The 23,215-nt window shown below is 59.1% G+C and carries 19 protein-coding genes and 2 tRNA genes; 18 read left to right on the top strand and 3 right to left on the bottom strand.

What is annotated here, in order from left to right; genetic code table 11:
* Nucleotides 1-41: 41 nt before the first annotated feature.
* The 12 genes from glpX to ACR0J8_RS16645 all read left to right on the top strand — a co-directional run bounded on the left by glpX (nt 42) and on the right by ACR0J8_RS16645 (nt 10,981).
* Nucleotides 42-1,025, top strand: coding sequence for a class II fructose-bisphosphatase (gene glpX, locus ACR0J8_RS16700; RefSeq protein ID WP_170616638.1), 984 nt, complete (start codon nt 42-44; stop codon nt 1,023-1,025).
* Between the two features lie 93 nt (nt 1,026-1,118).
* Complete coding sequence (recJ, locus tag ACR0J8_RS16695) at nt 1,119-2,861, top strand: single-stranded-DNA-specific exonuclease RecJ (RefSeq protein WP_480891223.1); 1,743 nt, start codon at nt 1,119-1,121, stop codon at nt 2,859-2,861.
* 109 nt (nt 2,862-2,970) lie between these two features.
* Nucleotides 2,971-3,045 (top strand) — tRNA-Glu (locus ACR0J8_RS16690).
* Nucleotides 3,046-3,067: 22 nt separating this feature from the next.
* Nucleotides 3,068-3,142: transfer RNA gene (locus ACR0J8_RS16685), tRNA-Glu, on the top strand.
* A gap of 296 nt (nt 3,143-3,438) precedes the next feature.
* Nucleotides 3,439-5,178, top strand: a complete 1,740-nt coding sequence (locus ACR0J8_RS16680) for an ABC transporter substrate-binding protein (protein WP_170806074.1) — start codon at nt 3,439-3,441, stop codon at nt 5,176-5,178.
* A 62-nt stretch (nt 5,179-5,240) separates the two neighbouring features.
* The gene (locus ACR0J8_RS16675; RefSeq protein WP_480526326.1) at nt 5,241-6,290 is read left to right on the top strand and encodes an ABC transporter ATP-binding protein; all 1,050 of its coding nucleotides are present in this window, start codon (nt 5,241-5,243) and stop codon (nt 6,288-6,290) included.
* Nucleotide 6,291: 1 nt separating this feature from the next.
* On the top strand, nt 6,292-7,368 hold the full coding sequence (locus ACR0J8_RS16670; protein WP_480526325.1) for an ABC transporter ATP-binding protein: 1,077 nt from the start codon (nt 6,292-6,294) through the stop codon (nt 7,366-7,368).
* Nucleotides 7,365-8,228: a carbohydrate ABC transporter permease gene (locus ACR0J8_RS16665; RefSeq protein ID WP_170677640.1), complete on the top strand. Its 864-nt coding sequence runs from the start codon at nt 7,365-7,367 to the stop codon at nt 8,226-8,228. Before ACR0J8_RS16670 ends, ACR0J8_RS16665 begins: the two co-directional genes overlap by 4 nt.
* Nucleotides 8,225-9,022 (top strand): carbohydrate ABC transporter permease, encoded by a 798-nt coding sequence (locus ACR0J8_RS16660; protein ID WP_170616650.1) that lies wholly within the window; start codon nt 8,225-8,227, stop codon nt 9,020-9,022. The genes ACR0J8_RS16665 and ACR0J8_RS16660 overlap by 4 nt, the downstream gene beginning before the upstream one ends.
* Before the next feature lie 143 nt (nt 9,023-9,165).
* Nucleotides 9,166-9,435 (top strand): DUF2160 domain-containing protein, encoded by a 270-nt coding sequence (locus tag ACR0J8_RS16655; RefSeq protein ID WP_480491731.1) that lies wholly within the window; start codon nt 9,166-9,168, stop codon nt 9,433-9,435.
* A 66-nt stretch (nt 9,436-9,501) separates the two neighbouring features.
* On the top strand, nt 9,502-9,897 hold the full coding sequence (locus tag ACR0J8_RS16650; RefSeq protein ID WP_170616654.1) for a BlaI/MecI/CopY family transcriptional regulator: 396 nt from the start codon (nt 9,502-9,504) through the stop codon (nt 9,895-9,897).
* A complete protein-coding gene (locus ACR0J8_RS16645; RefSeq protein ID WP_170616656.1) occupies nt 9,884-10,981 on the top strand; it encodes a M56 family metallopeptidase in 1,098 nt (365 codons plus the stop codon). Before ACR0J8_RS16650 ends, ACR0J8_RS16645 begins: the two co-directional genes overlap by 14 nt.
* A 9-nt stretch (nt 10,982-10,990) precedes the next feature.
* Here ACR0J8_RS16645 and ACR0J8_RS16640 read toward each other — a convergent pair whose 3' ends face one another.
* Together ACR0J8_RS16640 and ACR0J8_RS16635 are read right to left on the bottom strand one after the other, a co-directional pair.
* A complete protein-coding gene (locus tag ACR0J8_RS16640; protein WP_480891217.1) occupies nt 10,991-12,394 on the bottom strand; it encodes an MATE family efflux transporter in 1,404 nt (467 codons plus the stop codon).
* 184 nt (nt 12,395-12,578) lie between these two features.
* Entirely contained in the window at nt 12,579-13,487 is a 909-nt protein-coding gene (locus tag ACR0J8_RS16635; RefSeq protein WP_480526320.1) for a LysR substrate-binding domain-containing protein, read from the bottom strand.
* Between the two features lie 94 nt (nt 13,488-13,581).
* Between ACR0J8_RS16635 and ACR0J8_RS16630 the strand changes: the two genes are divergently transcribed.
* Nucleotides 13,582-15,102 carry a trimethylamine methyltransferase family protein gene (locus tag ACR0J8_RS16630; RefSeq protein ID WP_480526318.1) on the top strand — a complete coding sequence of 507 codons (1,521 nt, stop codon included), beginning with the start codon at nt 13,582-13,584 and terminating at the stop codon, nt 15,100-15,102.
* Nucleotides 15,103-15,236: 134 nt separating this feature from the next.
* The gene (locus ACR0J8_RS16625; protein WP_480526316.1) at nt 15,237-17,705 is read left to right on the top strand and encodes a GcvT family protein; all 2,469 of its coding nucleotides are present in this window, start codon (nt 15,237-15,239) and stop codon (nt 17,703-17,705) included.
* A gap of 154 nt (nt 17,706-17,859) precedes the next feature.
* Here the strand turns inward: ACR0J8_RS16625 and ACR0J8_RS16620 are convergent, their stop codons facing one another.
* Complete coding sequence (locus tag ACR0J8_RS16620) at nt 17,860-18,489, bottom strand: response regulator transcription factor (RefSeq protein WP_321253760.1); 630 nt, start codon at nt 18,487-18,489, stop codon at nt 17,860-17,862.
* Between the two features lie 221 nt (nt 18,490-18,710).
* On the opposite strand from ACR0J8_RS16620, the gene ACR0J8_RS16615 reads away from it, so the two are divergent.
* From ACR0J8_RS16615 to ACR0J8_RS16600, 4 genes are read left to right on the top strand one after another with little or no spacing between them, the layout of a single operon-like run.
* Complete coding sequence (locus ACR0J8_RS16615; protein ID WP_480526314.1) at nt 18,711-19,952, top strand: pyridoxal-phosphate-dependent aminotransferase family protein; 1,242 nt, start codon at nt 18,711-18,713, stop codon at nt 19,950-19,952.
* A gap of 28 nt (nt 19,953-19,980) precedes the next feature.
* Nucleotides 19,981-21,177, top strand: a complete 1,197-nt coding sequence (locus ACR0J8_RS16610) for a malate--CoA ligase subunit beta (RefSeq protein WP_170677652.1) — start codon at nt 19,981-19,983, stop codon at nt 21,175-21,177.
* Nucleotides 21,177-22,067 carry a succinate--CoA ligase subunit alpha gene (gene sucD / locus ACR0J8_RS16605; protein ID WP_170616669.1) on the top strand — a complete coding sequence of 297 codons (891 nt, stop codon included), beginning with the start codon at nt 21,177-21,179 and terminating at the stop codon, nt 22,065-22,067. Before ACR0J8_RS16610 ends, sucD begins: the two co-directional genes overlap by 1 nt.
* Nucleotides 22,067-23,038 (top strand): 2-hydroxyacid dehydrogenase, encoded by a 972-nt coding sequence (locus ACR0J8_RS16600; protein WP_480526311.1) that lies wholly within the window; start codon nt 22,067-22,069, stop codon nt 23,036-23,038. Before sucD ends, ACR0J8_RS16600 begins: the two co-directional genes overlap by 1 nt.
* Nucleotides 23,039-23,215 lie beyond the last annotated feature (177 nt).

Raw genomic sequence — 23,215 nt, 5'->3', positions numbered from 1 at the left:
TGCCGGACAGAACGCCTTTATTGACCCAAGGATACCGACACATGAACGCTGCCAAGACCGATTTCAACGACCGAATGCTTTCTTTGGGCCTTGCCCGTGTGGCTGAACAGGCCGCGCTTGCATCCGCCTCGCTTGTCGGACGAGGCGATGAGAAGGCTGCCGATCAGGCCGCCGTCAACGCAATGCGTGAGCAGTTGAATCTGTTGGACATCGCAGGTGTCGTCGTGATCGGCGAAGGTGAGCGTGACGAAGCGCCGATGCTTTTTATCGGCGAAGAAGTCGGCACTGGAAACGGCCCCGGCGTCGACATTGCGCTGGACCCGCTTGAGGGCACGACCCTGACCGCCAAGGACATGCCCAACGCGCTGACCGTTATCGCAATGGGCCCGCGCGGGTCGATGCTGCATGCCCCGGACGTATACATGGATAAGCTGGCCATTGGCCCAGGATTCCCGGAAGGCGTCGTCAATCTGGACATGAGCCCGCGGGAACGCGTCGAAGCGCTGGCAAAGGCCAAAGGCTGTGATCCGGCGGACATCACCGTCTGTATTCTGGAGCGCCCGCGTCATGAGGCCATGATTGCCGAAGTTCGTGACACCGGAGCCTCAATCCGCCTGATCACTGACGGTGATGTGGCCGGTGTCATGCACTGCGCAGAAAGCGAAGAAACCGGCATCGATATGTATATGGGCCAGGGCGGCGCACCCGAGGGCGTTCTGGCAGCAGCTGCGCTGAAATGCATGGGCGGGCAAATCTTTGGCCGCCTGCTGTTCCGCAACGATGACGAGCGCGGCCGCGCCGCCAAGGCAGGTATTACCGATTTGGATCGCGTCTATGCGCGGGACGAAATGGTGACGGCGGACGTGATTTTTGCTGCGACCGGCGTAACCGGCGGCTCGCTGCTACCGCGTATCAAACGCGAGCCGGGCTGGGTTGAAACGACCACTTTGCTGATGCGGTCGAAAACCGGTTCGGTGCGGCGTATGTCCTATCGCACACCGATGTGGCCACATAGCGACGCATAGCGGCTTGCGCCGCTGCCTCCGGCGGGAGTATTTGTGAAAAGATGAAGAGGCCGGGTCCGCGAGGGTCCGGCCTTGGCGCATAAGGGGCATGGTATGAGCTTTCTTGGGGTCGAGCAGTCATTGACCGGACGCCGCTGGATCGGACCTACGCCGGACATCGAGCGGGCAACAGAAATGCTGGTGCAGCAGGCCGGGTTGCCCCGCGCTGTCTGTCAGGTACTGGCACGGCGCGGCGTGCCAGCGATGGAAGCAGCAGGATTTCTTGAGCCCAAGCTGAAAGAACTGCTGCCGGACCCGCGTTCGATGCTGGATATGGAGACGGCAGCAACGCGGTTCCTACAGGCCGTCAGGGCGCGGCAACGGATCGCCGTGTTCGCGGATTACGATGTGGACGGCGGAAGTTCGGCCGCATTGTTGCTGGTCTGGCTACGACAGATGGGGATCAGCGCCACGCTTTATGTCCCGGACCGCATCGACGAAGGCTACGGGCCAAATGTTCCTGCCATGCAGACGCTGGCTGCTGAACACGACCTGATCATTTGTGTCGATTGCGGAACGCTGAGCCATGAGCCCATCGCGGCAGCCAACGGCGCGGATGTGATCGTTCTGGACCACCACCTTGGCGGAGAGACCCTGCCCGACTGCGCCGCGATCGTGAACCCGAACCGGCAGGATGAAAGTGGCGATCTGGGGTATCTTTGCGCGGCGGGTGTCGTTTTCCTGATGCTGGTCGAGGCCGGGCGGCAATTGCGCGACGCCGGTATCAAAGGTCCGGACCTGATGTCGATGCTGGATCTGGTCGCCCTGGCGACGGTTGCGGATGTAGCACCTTTGATCGGCGCCAACCGGGCCCTTGTTCGTCAGGGACTCAAGGTCATGGCCAGACGTCAACGCCCCGGGCTTGTTGCACTGTCGGATGTGTCCCGCATGGACGCGGCACCCAATTCCTATCATCTGGGGTTTCTGCTGGGGCCTCGTGTCAACGCCGGTGGTCGCATTGGTCAGGCCGATCTGGGTGCCCGCCTGCTGAGCACGGAATCGACAGCAGAGGCCGAGGCCTTGTCTCAGCGGTTGGATGAGTTGAACACCGAACGGCGTGATATTGAAAACGCGGTGCGTGCCGCTGCGCTTGATCAGGCGGAAGAACGCGGTCTGGATGCGCCGCTGGTCTGGGCAGCGGGTGAAGGCTGGCACCCCGGCGTCGTGGGTATCGTTGCCTCTCGCCTTAAGGAAATGGCGAACCGCCCTGCCATTGTCATCGGCTTTGACGGGGATGAGGGCAAAGGGTCTGGTCGATCCATATCGGGCATCGATCTGGGTGCTTCGATCCAGAAGCTTGCCGCCGAGGGTCTGCTGGTCAAGGGCGGTGGCCACAAGATGGCGGCGGGTCTGACGGTCATGCGCGATAAACTGGACGCGGCGATGGAACGGTTGAGTGAATTGCTGGCCAAACAGGGGGCCGGTCAGGGCGGCCCGGCGGATCTGAAGCTGGACGGTGCGTTGATGCCCGGAGCGGCCTCGGTCGAGCTGATCGAACAGATCGAAAAGGCCGGTCCGTTCGGCGCCAGCGCCCCTGCTCCGCGTTATGCCCTGCCTGAGCTTCAGGTGCGGTTTGCCAAACGCGTTGGCGAGACGCACCTCAAGCTTTCATTGTCCGATGGGTTGAACGGCGGCCTGGACGCCATTGCATTTGGTGCGTTCGACGGCCCCATGGGCGAGAAGCTGTTGAATCACGGAGGAGCCCGCTTACATTTCGCGGGCCGACTTGAGGTCAACACATGGGGCGGACGTCAAAACGTTCAGCTTCGGCTTGAGGATGCTGCCGAGGTAAATTGAAGGCTGTTTCCTGACCCTGAAAGCACCGCCAAAAAAGTTTCACATCCCTGCGTTTTTCGGCTTGCGGGGGTGGGAGGTAAACCGTAAAAGGCCCTCCACAAGCCAGCGTGGCCCGTTCGTCTATCGGTTAGGACGCCAGGTTTTCAACCTGGAAAGAGGGGTTCGATTCCCCTACGGGCTGCCACTTGTGCTTGACTGGACCAAGTGGCCCGTTCGTCTATCGGTTAGGACGCCAGGTTTTCAACCTGGAAAGAGGGGTTCGATTCCCCTACGGGCTGCCATTTGCACTTTCCTAAATCAAAGTTTCAGAACCAAATATCTGGCGCCTGGTCGCTGGTTTACTTGAGGTTAGGTCAGTTGTTCTCCGGACTTTGAGTGCTCTTTCCCGATTCCGGCGAAGTCAGCAATCCTTGCCGTGACCCCTCCCGAATTCCTCTTTCAATATAATAAAAACAACGAGTTACGCATCTGCAATTTCATTTACTAAAAAATTAGTTTGACAGGCGCGCGAAAAATCGCTGATGGTATCTGACATCCGGTTCCCACCGGAGAACCATAAATTTTTGGGAGGAGACAGATGCGGAGACATCTACTTTCCGCAGTGGCGGCGGCTGCCGTCATTGCGGGGCACGGTCCTGCTTGGGCCGACGAAGCCGCAGCACAACGCTGGATCGACGACGAATTCCAGCCATCGACCCTGTCGAAAGACGAACAGATGGCTGAAATGCAGTGGTTCATCGAAGCTGCACAGCCTTACGCGGGCATGGAAATCAACGTCCTGTCTGAAGGCATCCCCACTCACTCGTATGAATCCGAGGTTCTGACCAAGGCGTTCGAAGAGATCACCGGCATCAAGGTCAATCACCAGATCCTTGGTGAAGGCGAAGTGGTTCAGGCCGTTCAGACTCAGATGCAGACCGGCCGGAACCTCTATGACGGCTACGTCAACGACAGTGACCTGATCGGCACCCATTCCCGCTTGCAACTGGCCTATCCGCTGACCGACATGATGGGCGGCGACTGGGCGGCGACAACCTCGCCGACGCTGGATCTGGATGACTTCATGGGCATTCAGTTTACCACCGGTCCGGATGGCAAGCTGTATCAGCTGCCCGACCAGCAGTTCGCGAACCTTTATTGGTTCCGCAAAGACTGGTTCGACGATGAAGCCAACAAGGCTGCGTTCAAGGAAAAGTACGGCTATGACCTGGGTGTTCCGGTCAACTGGTCGGCCTACGAAGACATCGCCGAATTCTTCACCAACGACGTAAAAGAAGTCGATGGCGTCGCGATCTACGGCCACATGGACTACGGCAAACGCGCGCCTGACTTGGGCTGGCGTATGACAGACGCCTGGCTGTCGATGGCGGGCGCAGGCGACGTCGGTGAGCCCAACGGTATTCCGGTCGACGAATGGGGCATCCGCATGGAAGCGGGCACCTGTAACCCAGTTGGCGCTTCGGTGTCGCGCGGTGGTGCTGCCAACGGTCCGGCTGCGGTCTACGCGATCCGCAAATGGGACGAATGGCTGCGCAACTATGCGCCTCCGGGTGCGGCGTCCTATGACTTCTACCAGTCGCTGCCGGCGCTGAGCCAGGGCAACGTGGCCCAGCAGATCTTCTGGTACACCGCCTTCACCGCCGACATGGTGAAACCGAAGTCCGAAGGCAACAACACGGTGGATGACGAAGGCACACCGCTGTGGCGGATGGCGCCCAGCCCGCATGGCCCCTACTGGGAAGAAGGCCAGAAGGTTGGGTATCAGGACGTGGGTTCCTGGACTTTCCTGAAGTCGACCCCCGAGGATCGTGCTCAGGCAGCGTGGCTCTATGCCCAGTTCGTGACCTCCAAGACTGTCGATGTGAAGAAGTCCCATGTGGGTCTGACTTTCATCCGCGACAGCTCGGTTAACCACGAGTCGTTCACCGAGCGCGCACCCAAGCTGGGTGGTTTGGTCGAGTTCTACCGCTCGCCTGACCGTGTGGCATGGTCGCCGACCGGCATCAACGTTCCGGATTATCCGAAGCTGGCCCAGATCTGGTGGCAGCAAATCGGTGACGTGAACTCGGGCGCCTTCACCCCACAAGAGGCGATGGACCGTCTGGCTGAAGAGATGGACATCACCATGGCCCGTATGCAGGCCGCGGATGAAAGCGCCGGTGTCTACGGTGGCTGCGGCCCGCGCTTGAACGAGCCGCAGGATGCGTCCTTCTGGCTGGAAAAAGCGGGTTCGCCCAAGGCCAAGCTGGAGAACGAAAAGCCGCAGGGCCAGACCGTCAACTATGACGAACTGGTTAAGCGCTGGCAGTCCCAGTAACAGCAACATCGTAGGTCGGGCTCAAGCCCGGCCTACCCTAAAATGCCCCGCGAGTTTCCCAGATGATCGAACTTCAACATGCCACCAAACGGGTCGGCAACGTCATCCATATCAAATCCACAAACCTGACCCTTCATACAGGCCACTTCAATGTACTGTTGGGTGCAACCGGCTCGGGCAAGACCTCTCTGATCAAGATGATGGCCGGGCTGGACCCGATCGCCTCGGGCAGGGTCCTGATGGATGGGCAGGATGTCACGCGACTGAATACACAGAAACGTCAGATCAGCCTGGTGCACCAGTTCTTCGTGAACTATCCGCATATGACCGTTTTCGACAACATCGCCTCGCCGCTGCGCGTGGCGGGTATGGCGAAAAGCGAAATCGAAGGCCGCGTTGAAGAAGCGGCCGACCTGCTGCAGCTGCGCCCGATGCTGCACCGCCGCCCACATGAGTTGTCGGGTGGACAACAACAACGGACCGCACTGGCGCGTGCCATTGCGAAAGAAAGCCGCGCCGTCTTCCTCGACGAACCGCTGGCAAACCTGGACTACAAGTTGCGCGAAGAATTGCGCGAGCAGCTGCCCGACCTGTTTGCAGGGCGCGGTGCGGTCGTGGTCTATGCCACCTCGGAACCCGAAGAGGCGTTGCTGCTGGGCGGCTACACCGCCCTGATGGAAGACGGCCGCGTGACCCAGTTTGGGCCGACCGCCGACATCTATCGCAACCCGGAAAACATCGCCGCGGCGCGTGTCTTCTCGGACCCGCCGATCAATGTGGCGCGCATTTCGGTTTCCGGTGCCCAGGCACATCTGGCGGGCGGTGGCGGCTGGCCGGTCACTGACATTGCCGACGGAGATTACATGGTCGCCGTGCGCCCGCACCGTGTGACCCCGTTCCGCACCACAGACGCGGATGTGGAACTGACCGGGCGCGTGATCGTGACAGAGCTGTCGGGCTCGGATTCCAGCGCGCATTTCCAACATGGGAACGACGCTTGGGTTTCGCTGGCCGCCGGTGTGCACCCTTATCGGGTGGGCGAGGATCACAGTTTCTACATGAACCCGGCCCATTGCCGGTATTTCGGCCAAGACGGCAAAAGGGTAGCCTGACATGGCACAGATCAAACTTTCAAACCTTCGACACAGCTATATGCCCGCGCCGAAAGGCCCGGAAGACTATGCGCTGAAGGAAATTGACGTGACATGGCGCGATGGCGGAGCCTACGCGCTGCTCGGTCCGTCAGGCTGCGGCAAGTCTACGTTGCTGAACATTATCTCGGGCCTTCTGACGCCGTCCGAGGGGCAGATTTTGTTCGACGACCGCGACGTGACCGCCCTGCCCCCTGATCAGCGCAACATCGCGCAGGTGTTCCAGTTCCCGGTGATCTACGACACGATGACCGTGGGAGAGAACCTGGCCTTCCCTCTGAAGAATCGGGGCGTCGATGCCGCCACGATTAAGCGACGCGTCGATGAGATTGCCGAAATGCTGGACGTCACGAATATGCTCGGCACCAAGGCCTCAGGCCTGAGCCCGGACAACAAGCAGAAGATTTCGATGGGCCGCGGGCTGGTTCGCGACGACGTGAATGCGGTGATGTTCGACGAGCCCCTGACCGTGATCGATCCGCATCTGAAATGGAAGCTGCGGTCAAAGCTGAAAGAACTGCACCAGCGCGTCAAAGCGACGATGATCTACGTGACTCACGACCAGACCGAGGCGCTGACTTTCGCCGATGAGGTCGTAGTGATGCAGGAAGGCGAAGTGGTTCAGATCGGTACCCCGGTTGAACTGTTCGAGCGTCCTCAGCACACATTCGTCGGCCACTTCATTGGCTCACCCGGCATGAATGTCCTGCCCTGCGAGGCGAAAGGCGACCGAGCTATCTTTGAAGGCCACGAAGTTATGCTGGAAGGCCCAACTCATGGTGATGGGGGCCGCACCGATCTGGGTATCCGGCCCGAGTATGTTGGCTTTGGCGACACCGGCATTCCCGCGCACGTAACGAAAGTCGCCGACATCGGCCGTCACTATGTGATCAGTGCGATGGTCGGCAATACTGCCCTAAAGGCGGTGACCGAACATAGTGTGCCCGAACCCGGGTCACAGGTTTTCCTGCAATTCAAACCCGAACAATCCCGCGTCTATCGCGACGGCTGGATCGCAACTCAGGAGCGGGCGCAATGAGAACGGAAAATCAAAAGGCTTGGTTCTTTGTCCTTCCGGTGCTGGCGCTGGTCGCGTTCAACGCGCTGGTTCCGATGATGACGGTGGTCAACTACTCGGTGCAGGAAACATTCGGCAACAACCAGTTCTTCTGGGAAGGCCTTGGTTGGTTTGAACAAATCCTGCGGTCCGACCGGTTTCAGGCCGCGCTTGGACGGCAATTCCTGTTCACCGCGCTGATCCTGCTGATCGAGGTTCCGCTGGGCATCATCGTGGCCCTGTCGATGCCACGCAAGGGGTTCTGGGTGCCGGTCTGCCTGGTGCTGATGGCCCTTCCGATGCTGATCCCTTGGAACGTGGTCGGGTCGATGTGGAACATCTTCACCCTGCCAAAGATCGGTCTGCTGGGGTATTTTCTGAATGACGTTCTGGGCATCAACTATGACATGACGCAACAGCCGCTATCGGCCTGGATCACTGTCATCGTCATGGATGTCTGGCACTGGACCTCGCTGGTGGTTCTGCTGTGCTACGCGGGTTTGGTGTCGATCCCGGACGCCTACTATCAAGCTGCGAAGATCGACGGCGCCAGCCCCTGGTCTGTGTTCCGTTATATCCAGCTGCCCAAGATGAAAACCGTCCTGACCATCGCCGTGCTGCTGCGCTTCATGGACAGTTTCAACATCTACACCGAACCGTTCGTTCTGACTGGTGGCGGCCCCGGCAACTCAACCACCCTGCTGTCGATCGACCTTGTGAAAATCGCGCTGGGACAGTTCGACCTTGGCCCTGCGGCCGCGATGAGCCTGATCTATTTCGCCATCACGCTACTGGTCTCTTGGGTCTTCTACACTCTGATGACAAAGGATGACGCGCAATGAAGAAGCGGTCCATCATCCCGATCCTTTATATCGCGTTCCTGATGCTGCCGATCTACTGGCTGGTGGCAATGTCCTTCAAGACCACGAACGAGATCCTGTCGGGCTTTTCCCTGTTTCCCCAGACCTTTACGCTGGAGAACTACATCACCATCTTCACCGATCCGACATGGTACTGGGGCTACATCAACTCGATCACTTATGTGACTCTGAACACAGTACTTTCGGTCTGCGTTGCCCTGCCAGCCGCTTATGCTTTTTCGCGCTATCGCTTTCTGGGCGACAAGCAGTTGTTTTTTTGGCTGCTGACCAACCGGATGGCACCGGCTGCGGTCTTTGCGCTTCCGTTCTTCCAGCTCTACTCCTCGATCGGTCTGTTCGATACGCACCTGGCCGTGGCGCTGGCGCATACGCTGTTCAACGTGCCGCTGGCCGTGTGGATTCTGGAAGGGTTTATGCGCGGCATCCCGAAAGAGCTGGATGAGACCGCCTATGTCGACGGCTATTCCTTCCCGCGCTTTTTCGTCACGATCTTTCTGCCCAACATCAAGGCAGGCGTGGGCGTTGCTGCGTTCTTCTGCTTCATGTTCTCTTGGGTTGAAATGCTGCTGGCCAAGACCCTGACTGCGGTCGAGGCCAAACCAATCGCCGCCGTGATGACGCGCACTGCCTCAAGTGCCGGGTATGAACTGGGCCTGCTGGCGGCAGCCGGGACGCTTACAATCATCCCCGGTGCCATCGTCATCTGGTTTGTCCGCAACTACATCGCGCGCGGTTTCGCGATGGGTCGTGTGTGAGGTTCGATATGCGTAAACTTCTTCTCACCCTTCCCTTCCTGCCGTCGTCGGCCCTTGCACAGGCGCAAGCCGGTTGGGGCAATGTCGGCCAGCAAGAGGAAAAAGGGTTCTCGTGGACTGACCCCTTGTGGCCCGACTTCTGGATGGCCTGGACCCCAGCCACGCTGGCCGTGTTCGTCGGCATCTTCTCGGCCATTGCACTGATTGGCCTGCTGGAAGGGTTCAAATTCCGGGACGGCATCGAACGGCGCGGCGTGCTGGGGCTGACCACCACGCTGGGCGACAGGCTGTTTATTACCCTGCTGGGCTCGGCCTATATCTTCCTTGCCTGGCTGGGCCTGGTGGGTCAGCCCGTCTGGACACCACTTTTCCTGTCCGTCGGATGGGGCATTTTCGTCTTCTGGAAAGTTTAAGCTTTGCGAAACAGCGAAAGGATGCTTGTCTGTCAGGCATACTAAAAAATGCGACACGAAAGACCGATGCGAAAGAAAAAAACAACAAACCTCCTGACCGAAGTAGAACTCGAGTTCATGAACGAACTCTGGGCGCTGGGTCAGGGCTCGGTCCGTGACGTGCTTGATTGTCTGCCACCAGAACGCAATCTGGCCTATACGTCCGGCGCGACCATTCTGCGCATTCTCGACGAGAAAGGTTTCGTCGAAAGCCGCAAGGACGGAAAAACGCTGATCTACAGACCACTTCTGGAAAAAGACAGGTATCAGGCGCGTTCGCTTCAGAACCTGTCCCGCACATTGTTCGACGACACACCCGCCACGTTGGTGGCGCGTCTGGTCGATGACGCGGGGCTGAGCGAAGCCGATCTGGAGGAAATTCGGGCACTGGTAGAGAGGAGACTGCAAAATGACAGCGGTTAAACCGGTTCTCGATACGTATCTCGAATTGAACATCGTGCTTGGCCTGTCCGCCCTTATCTGGCTGCTGGCTCGCGCGACATTGGCGAAGACTCCGATGCGAAACAGCTTTGTCGCGCAGTTGCGCGCGCTCAAAACGCTGTGCGTTTGCGTGGTACTCAGTCCTCTGCTGGCGCTAGGGGCTTCGGCATTGGCGGGGCTGGCATGGCCCGGTCGCGCAGTGGCGCTGGGTGACATTGCGGTTGCCGCTTATCTGCGCGGCGAAATCGCGATGCCAGCGGTCCAGTTCGAGGCATTGCTCAACACCCGCGAACGCTGGATCGATCATATCGTTTCGGGTGAGTCTCTGGCTTTGATTATTGTCCTGATAGCTCTGGCGATGATCTCGGCGCTGTATCTTGTCCGCGCTGTGCGTGATGCGATTTCCATTCGCAACACGATCGGGACAAGTTTTCTGTGGCGCCGCTCGCGCAAAGTGGACATTCGCCTGTCGGACCGCATCACGGTGCCCTTCGCGGTGCGCGGTCTGCGCCGCCGTCACGTTGTTCTACCCAGTCACTTGCTGAATACGCCGCGTGAAATGCGGTTTGCTCTGGCACATGAGTTTCAGCACATCCGCGCGGGTGACGTGGAATGGGAACTGGGATTCGAACTGTTGCGCCCCGTTCTTTTCTGGAACCCGGCCTATCAGCTTCTGAAATATCAGTTCGACCGGTTGCGGGAACTGGCCTGTGATCAGTCGGTTGTTGCCCGCAAAGGGATCGACGCGCGGGACTACACGTCCTGCTTGCTTGATTATTGCGCCCGTACAGTCGCGATGCGGAACCCGAAGGTTCTGAATGTAGCGCTGGTTTCTGGTGGAAAGGCCAAGCGGGTTTTGCAGCAGCGGGTGATCGCGCTGACCGACACGCAGGTGGCCACGGCTCCGCTGCCGGTTCTGTTTTTGGGTCTGACGCTGACTTTTGCAACCTTGCTCGCGCTTGGATCAGCCTCGCTTCGGCAGACACATGACTGGAGCCATGATCGGCTGATGCTGTCAACGGTTGTCAATCTGGAACGGCTGGAGGCCCGTAACCAGGGTAACTGATCCCTCAGATCACCAGCCGCGACGCCCGAACAGCGAGTGGATACGGTTTTGCCCTGTAAACGGGTCGATCTTCTGCGGGTGTGCCAGCCCTGCGACGACGCGCTCGACCAGAACCCATCCCACCAGGGCAAAGATTACCCCACCAAAGGCCTGTCCCAGCAACACGCCAGAAGCGCCCGCCAGCTTGGATCCGATAACGACAAAGACCCAAGTTCCAACGGTATGTCGCCCCCAGTTGATCCAGGTGGAATAAACCGGGTGCCCAAGATTGTTGAAACTGGCGTTTGCGACAAAAATCACTCCGTTAAAAAACGAAGCCAGCGCCAGCGGTCCGCAAAACAGGTAGATCAGCGTCCGTGTTTCGCCTTGCGCTGCAAACAAATCCGCGATTGGTGCTCGCAGAAGAAACAGGATAGCCGCCATTGCCACGACGTATACCCCGGTAAACCGGATACCGGCCCAAAAGGCGCCCCGCACACGATCATATCGTTCGGCCCCGAAGTTCTGCCCGATGATCGGACCGATTGAGCCTGACAAAGCAAACACCACAGAAAACGCCACCGGCGTCAGGCGGCCGATCACGGCCATCCCCGCCACCGCGTCGGTTCCATATTGGGCAATTTCCCGAACCACGATGGCATTTCCAATCGGCGTGGCGACATTGGTCAGAACCGCTGGAATTGCGATGGTTCGCACAGGGCGCAGATCGTGCGCAACCTGTGACAGCGATGGCCGCATAAAGCCCCGGTGCACGCGCAACGCGGGCAGTATCGCGGCTGCCAGCATACAAAGCCTTGCCAAAACCGATGCAATTGCGGCGCCATCCAGTCCAAGCCCCACCGCGAAGATCAGCACAGGATCCAGGACGGCATTCACCACACCGCCGTAGATCGTTGCAATCATCGAACGTCGCGCATCACCATGCGCGCGCAATACAGCCATCGCCGTCATGGCAACGGACATGACGCACATTGTCGGCAGGATGATCGAAACATAGCGGACCGAAAGCCTCAGCACCTCGCCCTCGGCGCCCAGAAGCGACAGTAGAAAGGTCAGGTTCATCAGAACCAAAGCCGAAATCAGGATACCACCAATCAGCCCCAGAACCGCGACGCTGGATGCATAGTGGCGCGCCTGCTCTGGCCTGCCCGCGCCCAGTTCACGTGCAACGAGCGCCCCGGCGGAGATCGACAGCCCGATATTGATGGCGTTGGTAAAGAACAACAATGTCCCCGCATAGCCGACCGCCGCAGCCAGCGCGTCATTGCCCAGCATCGAGATGAATATCATGTCCACAAAGTCGACCGCGAAAATTGCCATCAGACCAATGCTGGTGGTCAAGGACATGCGCGTCACGTGCCGCATCAGGCTGCCGTTCAAAAAAACGGCGTCGTTGCCGGACTGACCTGCCATGTTGTTCTTTGCTCCTGTTCAGGCGCTTTGTGTCACCTTGCCGCCGTTTGGGAAGGGGCGGCAACCCCAATTCACCTGAGGTCGCGCAGATCAGGAACAGTTGCGATAGGGTTCAGACGGCGGCCACTCCTTGGCCCGTCGCAAGAAACGAAAAAACTCTCGATGGCCGCCAGCGACCCTCTCGTCAGGCACCTTGCTTCACAGACAATATCCAATCCCGCACGATTTCGGCCTTGGGTGTCAGCTCCCGGGACTTCGACCAAACCAGGTAGATCCCCTTCCCTGTTTTCCAGGTCCACTCTGGCCGCGCGGCAAGCAGGCCTTGCTGAACCAAAGGGGCAACAAGATGGTCCCACCCAAAGGCGAACCCCTCGCCCGCAATCGCGGCCTGAAGCACCAGCGCGTAGTCATTCAGGCGCAGTCCGCTGCGCGGGGGTATTTCCGTCACTCCGAACTCCCAGAACCATTGCCGCCACGAAGGGCGTTCGCGAATTGGTTCCTCAAGATGGATCAAGCGCTGGCTGAGAAGCCCCGGCACATTTCGGAGATTTACCGCTGCCGCCATCACCCGGGGCGACGAGACTGGATAGATCACTTCCTCGGCGATCAACGCACATTCGCAGTCCGGCCAGTCTCCGGCCCCAAGTCGAATGGCCAGGCTGATCGTTTCAACATTCAGATCAGGCTCTCGATCGCTGGATTGCAGGCGCAGGTCGATATCCGGATGGATGCGCTGAAAGGACCCGATGCGCGGCAGAAGCCAATAGTTGTTGAATGCCGAAGACGCGCTGAGTGTCACGTGATCATTGCTGGCAAACTGCCGGATGGATTCGGCGGACTGCGCAAGCTGTTCAAACGCACGTGTCACGTCGGCGAACAGCTTGCTTCCAGCATTTGTCAGGCTGATCTTACGGTGACTACGCTGGAACAGAAGAACACCAAGCGAGCTTTCAAGTTGCTTGATCGCCATACTGACCGCTGGTTGTTGAACGTTCAATTCCTGCGCCGCACGTGTGAACGATCCAGTCCTTGCTGCAGCCTCGAAAAAGACGAGGTGGCGCGGTGAGGACAGATGTGACCAAAGCTTTTGCATAAGCTGTGTTTATCTAATTCATCGAAATTTTCAAACGTCACAAAGGCCCACCCAGACGATAATTTCAGGATAGACAGATTCAGAAAGGGCATTCATGGTGCGCCGGGCACGCAGTTCAAGAACAAGAGGAAATGCGCAGAATGGCGCACCGCCCTCACCCTATATTCGCCGCATCATCCCGCATTTCGATGTGCTTGATGAGGATCTGATCGTTCGGCTTGAGGAACAGGTCGACTGGATCCTGCAAGACGTGGGCATCGCCTTTCGCGACGACCCCGAGGCGCTTGCGCTTTGGAAGCGCGAAGGTGCAAAGGTCGACGGCGACATCGTGCGCGCGCCGGCCGATTGGATTCGCAATCTGTGCTCTCAGGCTCCGGCCGAGTTCACACAACTGGCCCGAAACCCGGACCGATCAGTCATTATTGGCGGCAAGCATCAGGTCTTCGCGCCGATTTACGGCGCCCCTTTTGTACGCGATCTCGAAGGTGGGCGCCGATATGGCGATATGGCCGCCTTCCGGGATCTCGTGCGACTAACTTATCTTCACCCGAACCTGCATCACGGTGGCTTCGTCACCTGTGAGCCTTGTGACGTTCCGGTCAGCAAACGGCATCTCGACATGCTGTTCGCGCACATGACCCTCAGCGACAAACCGCATCTGGGCGCGATTACGGAAATGAGCCGCGCGCAGGACAGCGTCGACATGGCCGAAATCGTGTTCGGTGCCGACGTAATGGCCGATAACTGCGTCATCATGGGGAACGTGAACACGAACTCTCCACTTTTGGTGGACCGTGTGGTGACCGAAGCGGCACGGGTGTATTCAACCCGCGGGCAAGGCATGGTCGTGGTGCCCTTTATCCTTTCGGGGGCAATGGGGCCGGTCTCAACCGCGGCGTCCGTGGCACAGGCCATGGCCGAAGCGATGATGGTCTGTGCGTATATTCAGCTAATCCGCCCGGGCGCGCCTTTTGTGCTGGGCAACTTCCTGTCGTCGATGTCGTTGAAATCGGGCGCACCCACTTTTGGAATGCCCGAACCTGTCATGTCGAACTATGCAATAGGTCAACTGGCGCGCCGCGCCGGGTTGCCGTTGCGGTGCGGCGGGTCCCTGACAGCATCGAAGATCGAGGACGCCCAAGCGGCATACGAAAGCGCGGATTCCATGCATTCCACTATGCTGGCAGGGGCAAATTTTGTCTTGCACTCGGCAGGCTGGCTGGAAGGCGGATTGTGCACCGGTTTCGAGAAGCTGATCATGGATGCGGACCGGCTTGGATCCTATCAGAAAGTCTTGTGCCAGGGGCTGGACACTTCAGACGACGCATTGGCCCGGGACGCATACGACGAAGTCGCCCCAGGCGGGCACTTTCTGGGATGCGGTCACACGATGCGCCACTACCAGACAGCATTCTACGAACCCAGGCTCAGCGACAGCGAGAATGTCGAAAGCTGGGAAGAAAACGGCTCGGAAGACATGCGCCAGCGCGCCCACAGTCGCTGGAAACAGATGCTGAAAGAATATGAGGAACCTCCGATCGACGCCCCGCTGCGCGAAGAACTGGAGGCATTTGTCGCCAGACGCAAAGAGGAATTGCCCGATGCCTGGTACTAGGAAAACAGCCAACGCGACGCCCCCTGCCAACGTCGTGACCGGAACCGCAATGATCGCGTGGGCAACGCAAAGAACACTTCGGACCCAACCCGGCCTTTCTTGAAACGCTGAAAGCTTAACCAAGGACACCTTCAATGCCCGAAATTCAAAAAGACGATACAGCCACAGGCAAACCGCTTCCTTCCCACGCCAAGGTTGTCGTCATTGGCGGCGGCGTCGTCGGATGTTCGATCCTTTTTCACCTTGCCAAGTTCGGGTGGAAGGATGTCGTACTGCTGGAACGCGATGAACTGACATCCGGGTCCAGCTGGCACGCCGCCGGGCAGATACACACGATCAGTTCGGACCCCAACATAAGCCGCCTGCAAAGCTATACGATTGATCTGTACAAAGAAATCGAAGAGACATCGGGCCACTCGGTTGGCCTGCATATCACTGGGGGCTTCTACGCCGCGTCGACCAAGGAATGGTACGATTACCTCAAACGCGAACGTTCAAAGGCGCGGTACATGGGGCTCAATCAGGAATTCATAAGTCCAAGGGAACTGGCCGAGCGTCATCCGCTGATCGACCCCAAGCATTACCACGCAGCCCTTTGGGACGATCAGGACGGTGATCTTGACCCTTCGGGCGCGACCTATGCCTTTGCCAAATCGGCCCGTGTACACGGCGCGCAGTACTTTACCCATTGCGGTGTGACCGCGATGAGCCAGCGCCCGGACGGCAGCTGGGATCTGACGACACCGAAAGGCACGATCAATGCGGAACAGGTGGTCAATTGCGGTGGCCTCTGGGCCCGCGAAGTCGGCCAGATGTCCGGCATTCACCTTCCGGTACAGCCGATGGAGCATCACTACCTGATCACCGACAAGATCCCGATGATCGCCGAGCGCATGGAAAGCATGGGCGAAGCCGGTCGCCTGCCCGCGGGTATCGATTATGAGGCCAACATCTATTTCCGGCAGGAACGGCAGGGCATGTTGCTGGGCACCTATGAGCCAAAGTCGACCCCCTGGAAAGTCGACGGGACCCCGTGGGATTTCGGCCACGAGTTGCTGCAGCCCGATCTCGACCGCATCGCCGAACGACTCGAAATGTCGTTCGAACGGATACCGGCAATCGGCGAGGCTGGCATCAAGGACATGATTAACGGGCCATTCACTTTCGGCCCGGACGGCAACCCGATGATCGGCCCGGTTCCGGGGATGAAGAACTATTGGGTCGCGGTGGGTGTCATGGCGGGGTTCTGTCAGGGCGGCGGCGTTGGTCTGACCATGGCGGAATGGATGATCGACGGAGAACCCTCGATCGATGTCTGGGCCATGGACGTCGCGCGGTTTGGCGAGTTTGCGACGCCGGATTGGGGAACCGTCAAATCGGCTGAAAACTACGAACGCCGCTTTGTCATGACCTTCCCCAACGAGACCCTTCCCAAGGGCCGGATGCAGAAAACCACCGCGCTTTACGATCGTTTGGTCGCGAAGGGTGCCTTGATGGATCAGGGCTTTGGACTTGAAAACGCCCAGTGGTTTGCGGACGGTCCCGAGGACGCCCACGAGGATCCGACTTTCGAGCGCAACCGCTCGTTCGATTATGTCAAACGCGAGGTGAACGCCGTGCAGAATGCCGTCGGCGGCATCGAGATTGCCAACTTCGCCAAGCACGAGTTCAAGGGCAAAGGCGTGCGCGCATATTTGGACCGTATTCTCGCAGGCTATGTTCCAAAACCCGGCCGCCTGACCCTGACACCGATGCTGACCCCAAAAGGCAAGCTGTACGGTGACCTGACCGTTGCCTGCCTGGCCGAGGATCACTTTATGCTGTTTGGGTCGGGCGCGATGCAGGAAGCGCACCGCCGCTGGTTCGAAACGGATCTGCCGGACGATGTCGCTTATGCCAATGTTTCAGACGACTGGCACGGGATAGCGCTGTCCGGTCCCAAGTCACGAGAGCTGTTGTCGCGTATCACCCGCACCGATGTCAGCGCCGACGCCATGAAATTCCGCGATCTGCGACAAACCTTCGTGGGCGGGGCTCCGGTCATTTTGAACCGTATCAGTTTCTCGGGCGAGCTTGGTTTTGAAATCTACTGCCGCCCCCAATACCTGTTGCGGCTTGCCGAAACGATCGAGGGTGCCGGGGCTGATCTGGGCTATCGCTGGTATGGCGCTCGTGCGCTCATGTCGATGCGGCTTGAAAAAGGCTGGGGTGTTTGGACCACGGAATTCCGGCCGGATTTCAATGCAGTGGAAAGCGGAATGGATGTCTTCATCAACTGGAAGAAAGATTTCGTCGGCAAGCAGGCGACCGAAGCTTTCCGTGCCGAGGGTGTGAAACAAAAGCTTGTGACCATGACAATCGACGTCGAAGGGATCGATGTCTCCAGCGACGAAGCAATCCTGAAGGATGGCGCGGCGGTAGGTTACGTCAGCTCAGGCGGATATGCGCACCGGATGGGTTATTCCATGGCGATGGGCTATGTCGCGTCGGAGCACGCAGCGCCCGGAACGGTCCTTCAGGTTGAAATCCTCGGCGAGTTCTACGATGCCGAAGTGCTTGGCGGCCCGCTTTACGATCCCAACGGCGCCAATATGCGATGCTGAAATTTTGTACGGGGCGCCCGCCTGGGCGCCCTTCGCAATTCTGACGGAATCAGCGGAGTTCAGGTGGTCCCTGAACTCCGTCGCAGCAATGGCTGTGTTTCGTCGCCGGATTATCCGGCGAACGCCATACGATCAGCCGCAAAACGAGCCTCACTCATTCAGGCGCTGACTTCGAAGAATAGTAATATGCGATCGCCTGAGCGCGGTTTTTGACGGACAGTTTTTCATAAATATTGGACAGATGAAATTTGACCGTATTCGTCGATATTTGCAGCTCTTTCGACAGGTCACGATTTGACAGTCCTTTGGCCAAAGCCTCCAGGATCGCGCGTTCTTTGCGTGACAGGCCATGAATCGGATCCTGATGCATCTTCCGGACATCGATGAAGGGAAACACCATCTTGCCGGCGGCAACGTCGGCGCAGGTTTCAAGCAAACCCTCCACTTCACCTGACCGTGGGGCAAACCCTGCGGCCCCGGCCTGCATGGCCAACCTGGGAACGTCGCCGGCCTCGTCGCCATACACAATGAAACGGGGTGCGTTTTGCTGTTCACGCAGCACCTCGATCAGTTTGGCAGCACCCAAAATCGGCAGATTCCACGCCACGACGCAGACCTGCACAGGCACCCGCATCACCGCGCCCAGAAACCCCTCGGCTGTGGCGGACGTGGCCACCAAAGAGAATCGCGGATCACGTTCAAAAATCTCCGACATCGCAGACAGGACGAGCGGATTGTTGTCGGCCAGCATGACGTCAATCGGGTATCGGGGTTTTTCAGTCATTTGATTTTCCGCCCAAAATTCTCAATAACTACCCATTCCGGTAGGTTCTATCTCAGTACACCTTTGTATTCTTACATTAATGGGTAGGTTTTTTCCCACCCAATTAGATGCCCAAAAGCAGTATTAAGTTACGTTGCGCGTTCGGGCAAGTTGCAGTTTTGCTGATCGCCAACGCGACACACGGGCTCTGCCAATCATCCCGTAGCTGAGGAGGATCACAAATGACGTTCCAGGTTTATCCCCCGCTGGAAATCCCCGAGACCCTGGCGGCCGGACCCGGCCCCGGCAATACAGACGCCCGCGTCCTGCAGGCGTTTTCCAGCGCTGGCGTTGCAGACCACATGCAAGGCGATGTTTTGCGCGGAATGGTCGAATGCAAATACATGCTGCGCGAAATCTGGGGTACCGACAACGCCTATACCTTCGCCGTCGCCGGCACCGGTTGGAGCGCGCTGGACACCATGTTCTCGGCCGTGATGCCGGGCGACAAGGTGGTCGCCTTTTCGAACGGTACGTTTTCGGGCATCGACTCGCTGACCCTGCGGATCAAGGCCGCGACACCGCAGGAACACGCCGCCAGCCCGCTGGACCCGCAGGCGGCAAGCGTTGTCGTGATCGAAGTGCCTCATGGGCAACCGGTTACGGGTGAAATGGTCGAAAAGGCCCTGGCTCGCCATAAACCGAAATGGGCCTTCATGGCGCATTGGGAAACCGGATCGGGGCGCATCAACGATCCGCGCGGTTTCTCGGATGCCTGCGAACGTCATGGGGCCATGGGCCTGATCGACGCGGTTTCTTCCTTGGGCGTCGAGGATTTCCGGATTGATGATTTTCCCGGAATCGCAGGCTGGGCATCCTGCCCGCAGAAAGGCCTGTGCTGCCTGCCACTGACCTACGCGCCAGTCAGCTTCACCGACTCGTATATCAATTCGCTGAAGGCGACGGGTGCATATACCTATGTCCACAACCCGATTTTCGAAGCCCGCCACTGGGGCATCGTCGACGGGCAGGATGTCGAAAAGGGAACCTATCACCGCACACATTCGGGCTACGCCGTTGCCGCGTTTCACGAGTCGCTGCGCCTGACCCTTCAGGAGGGGCTGGCCAAGCGATCCGCGTCATATCGCACACACGAATGCGTTCTGCGCGACGCTGTGACCGCGCTTGGCTGCGAAGTGACCTCGGACATGCCCAGCCTTGTCGTGCTCAATCTGCCGACAGAGCTGGCAGGTCGTGAAATGGAACTTGTTCAGAATTGCCGGGCGCGCGGGTTTGGCATCTGGCCCACGCTCAGCGCCCCGGTGCAGGTTCGCATCGGCATTCTGAACCAGCTCAACCATCAGGCCGTCAGCCGCATCGTGCGCCTGTTCGCCGAGGCTCTGTATGAGTTGGGAGGCACCGTCGATTTCGAAGAAATCGAGGCGCTGCTGGAAAGCCGTTACGGCACATCAATTGCCGCGTAATCGCACTGCATGAACGGGAGGAATGCAGATGGATATTCATGAATACCAGGCCAAAGAGGTCCTTTCGAAGTTTGGGGTCGATGTCCCGCCGGGTGCATTGGCCTACAGCCCCGAGCAAGCCGCCTACCGCGCTCGCGAGCTTGGCGGCGACAAGTGGATCGTCAAGGCGCAGGTGCATGCAGGCGGGCGCGGCAAGGCTGGCGGCGTCAAGCTGTGCAACACTGAAAGCGAGATCTACGAGGCCTGTGACAACCTGTTCGGGCGCAAGCTGGTTACGCATCAGACCGGCCCGGAAGGCAAAGGCGTCTACCGCGTATATGTAGAAGCCGCCGTGCCCATCGACCGCGAGATTTACCTGGGTTTCGTACTTGATCGCTCCAGCCAGCGGGTGATGATTGTCGCGTCGTCCGAAGGCGGAATGGAGATCGAGGAGATCTCGGCCGAACGCCCGGACAGCATCGTACGCTCAATCGTGGAACCGGCTGTGGGGTTGCAGGAATTCCAGGCGCGCGAGATCGCCTTCGAACTGGGGCTTGAGCCGCGACTGGTGCAGCAAATGGTCCGCACCCTGCAGGGCTGCTATGCCGCATTCAGTGAGTTGGACGCAACCATGGTCGAGATCAACCCTCTGGTCATAACCGGCGATGATCGCGTTCTGGCGCTGGACGCCAAGATGAGCTTTGACGACAACGCCCTGTTCCGTCACCCGCAGATTGCTGAACTGCGCGACAAAAGCCAGGAAGACCCCCGTGAAAGCCGCGCGGCTGATCGTGGCCTGTCCTATGTCGGCCTCGAAGGCAATATCGGCTGCATCGTGAACGGTGCCGGTCTGGCCATGGCCACGATGGACACCATTAAGCTGGCCGGTGGGGAGCCTGCGAACTTCCTCGATATCGGCGGCGGTGCTTCACCCGAGCGGGTCGCCAAGGCCTTCCGCCTGGTTTTGTCGGACAGCAATGTTCAGGCGGTTCTGGTCAACATCTTTGCTGGAATCAACCGCTGTGACTGGGTTGCAGAAGGTGTCGTGCAGGCATTGCGCGAACTGGACATCGACATTCCTGTCATCGTGCGTCTGGCCGGTACGAATGTCGAAGAGGGTCAGAAGATTCTGGCCAAATCCGGTTTGCCGATCATCCGTGCAACCACCCTGATGGAAGCCGCCGAACGCGCCGTTGGCGCATGGCGCAACGACCTGTCCCAAAACACCAAGATGAGGGCTGTGTAATGAGCATTCTTCTCGACCGCGACAGCCGCGTTATCGTTCAGGGTATCACCGGACGCATGGCGCGTTTTCACACCAAGGACATGTTGGAATACGGCACCAATGTTGTCGGCGGCGTGGTCCCCGGCAAAGGTGGCGAAACCGTCGAAGGCGTGCCAGTTTTTGACACCGTCAAACAGGCCGTCGAGGCCACAGGTGCCGATGCCAGCCTTGTCTTCGTTCCGCCACCGTTTGCAGCGGATTCGATCATGGAAGCGGCGGATGCCGGCATCCGCTATTGCGTCTGCATCACAGACGGCATCCCCGCGCAGGACATGATCCGGGTCAAACGCTACATGTACCGCTACCCGCGCGACAAGCGCATGGTGCTGACCGGGCCGAACTGCGCCGGAACAATCAGCCCGGGCAAGGCGCTGCTGGGTATCATGCCCGGCCATATCTACCTGCCGGGCAACGTGGGAATCATCGGGCGCTCGGGCACGCTGGGCTACGAGGCTGCAGCGCAGCTCAAAGAACGCGGAATCGGTGTGTCTACCAGCGTCGGCATCGGTGGCGACCCGATCAACGGTTCGTCCTTCCGTGACATCCTTGAACGGTTCGAACAGGACGAAGACACCGAGGTCATTGCCATGATCGGAGAGATCGGCGGCCCGCAAGAGGCCGAAGCGGCGGAGTATATCCGTGACCACATCACCAAGCCCGTGGTGGCTTATGTCGCGGGTCTGACAGCCCCCAAGGGCCGGACCATGGGCCATGCAGGTGCGATCATTTCGGCCTTTGGCGAAAGTGCCTCGGAAAAGGTTGAAATCCTTTCTGCCGCAGGCGTGACCGTGGCAGAAAACCCCGCAGTCATCGGCGAAACGATCGCCCGCGTCATGGGAAAGGCCGCGTGATGGTTAAACCTTCAGTCCTTGTAACACGCCGCTGGCCTGCCGCGGTCGAGGCGCAACTGGCCGAGAGCTATGACACCGTGCTGAACACCGGAGACAAACCCATGTCTCCGGCCGAAATCCGCGATGCGCTGAAACGGTATGACGCGGTGTTGCCGACCGTGACCGACACACTCAGCGCCGAGGCGCTGGATGTGCCTGCCGCGCAGACCAGGATCTTGGCCAATTATGGTGTCGGCTACAGTCACATCTGCGAACCTGCAGCCCGCGATCTGGGTATGACTGTCACCAACACGCCCGACGTGCTGTCCGAATGCACCGCCGATCTGGCCATGACGTTGCTGCTGATGGTGGCCCGTCGTGCAGGTGAAGGCGAACGGGAACTGCGCGCCGGAGGTTGGTCCGGCTGGCGCCCTACCCATCTGGTTGGCACCAAGGTCAGTGGCAAGACACTGGGCATTATCGGTTTTGGCCGCATCGGTCAGGAAATGGCGCGCCGCGCCCATCATGGCTTCGGCATGAAGATCATCGTGCAGAACCGCAGCCAGGTACCGCCGGACGTTCTGGGCCAATGCAACGCCGTTCAGGTGGACACGGTGGACGAACTGCTGCCGCAATGCGATTTCGTCTCACTGCACTGCCCTGGCGGCGCGGCGAACCGCCACCTGATCAACTCGCGCAGGCTGAGCCTGATGAAACAGGACGCCTTCCTGATCAACACCGCGCGCGGCGAAGTGATTGACGAATGGGCGCTTATTCAGGCCCTGATGTTCGACATAATCGGCGGTGCTGCGCTGGATGTGTTCGACGGCGAACCACGTATCAGCCCGGACCTTCTGCAATGCGACAATCTGGTGATGCTGCCGCACCTTGGCAGCGCCACCCGCGAAGCGCGTGAAGCCATGGGGTTCAGGGTTCTCGACAATCTCAGTGACTTCTTTGCCGGCCGCCCGCCCCGGGACCGTGTAATCTGACCTTTTCCCTCACTTCCTCCCGCCGGTGATCCCGTCGGGAGGCCTTTTCAGGAGGTTTCCACGTGAACGCCCCCCACCGCACAAATGGTTTTTTCACCCAGTCTCTTTCGGATCGTGATCCTGAGCTTTTCGGCTCGATCCGGTCCGAGTTGGGGCGCCAGCGCGACGAGATCGAGC

This window comes from Ruegeria sp. N11 (genome assembly GCF_056531525.1).
The sequence above is the reverse complement of the archived record's forward strand: the minus strand, read 5'-3'. Positions and strand labels throughout refer to the sequence as shown.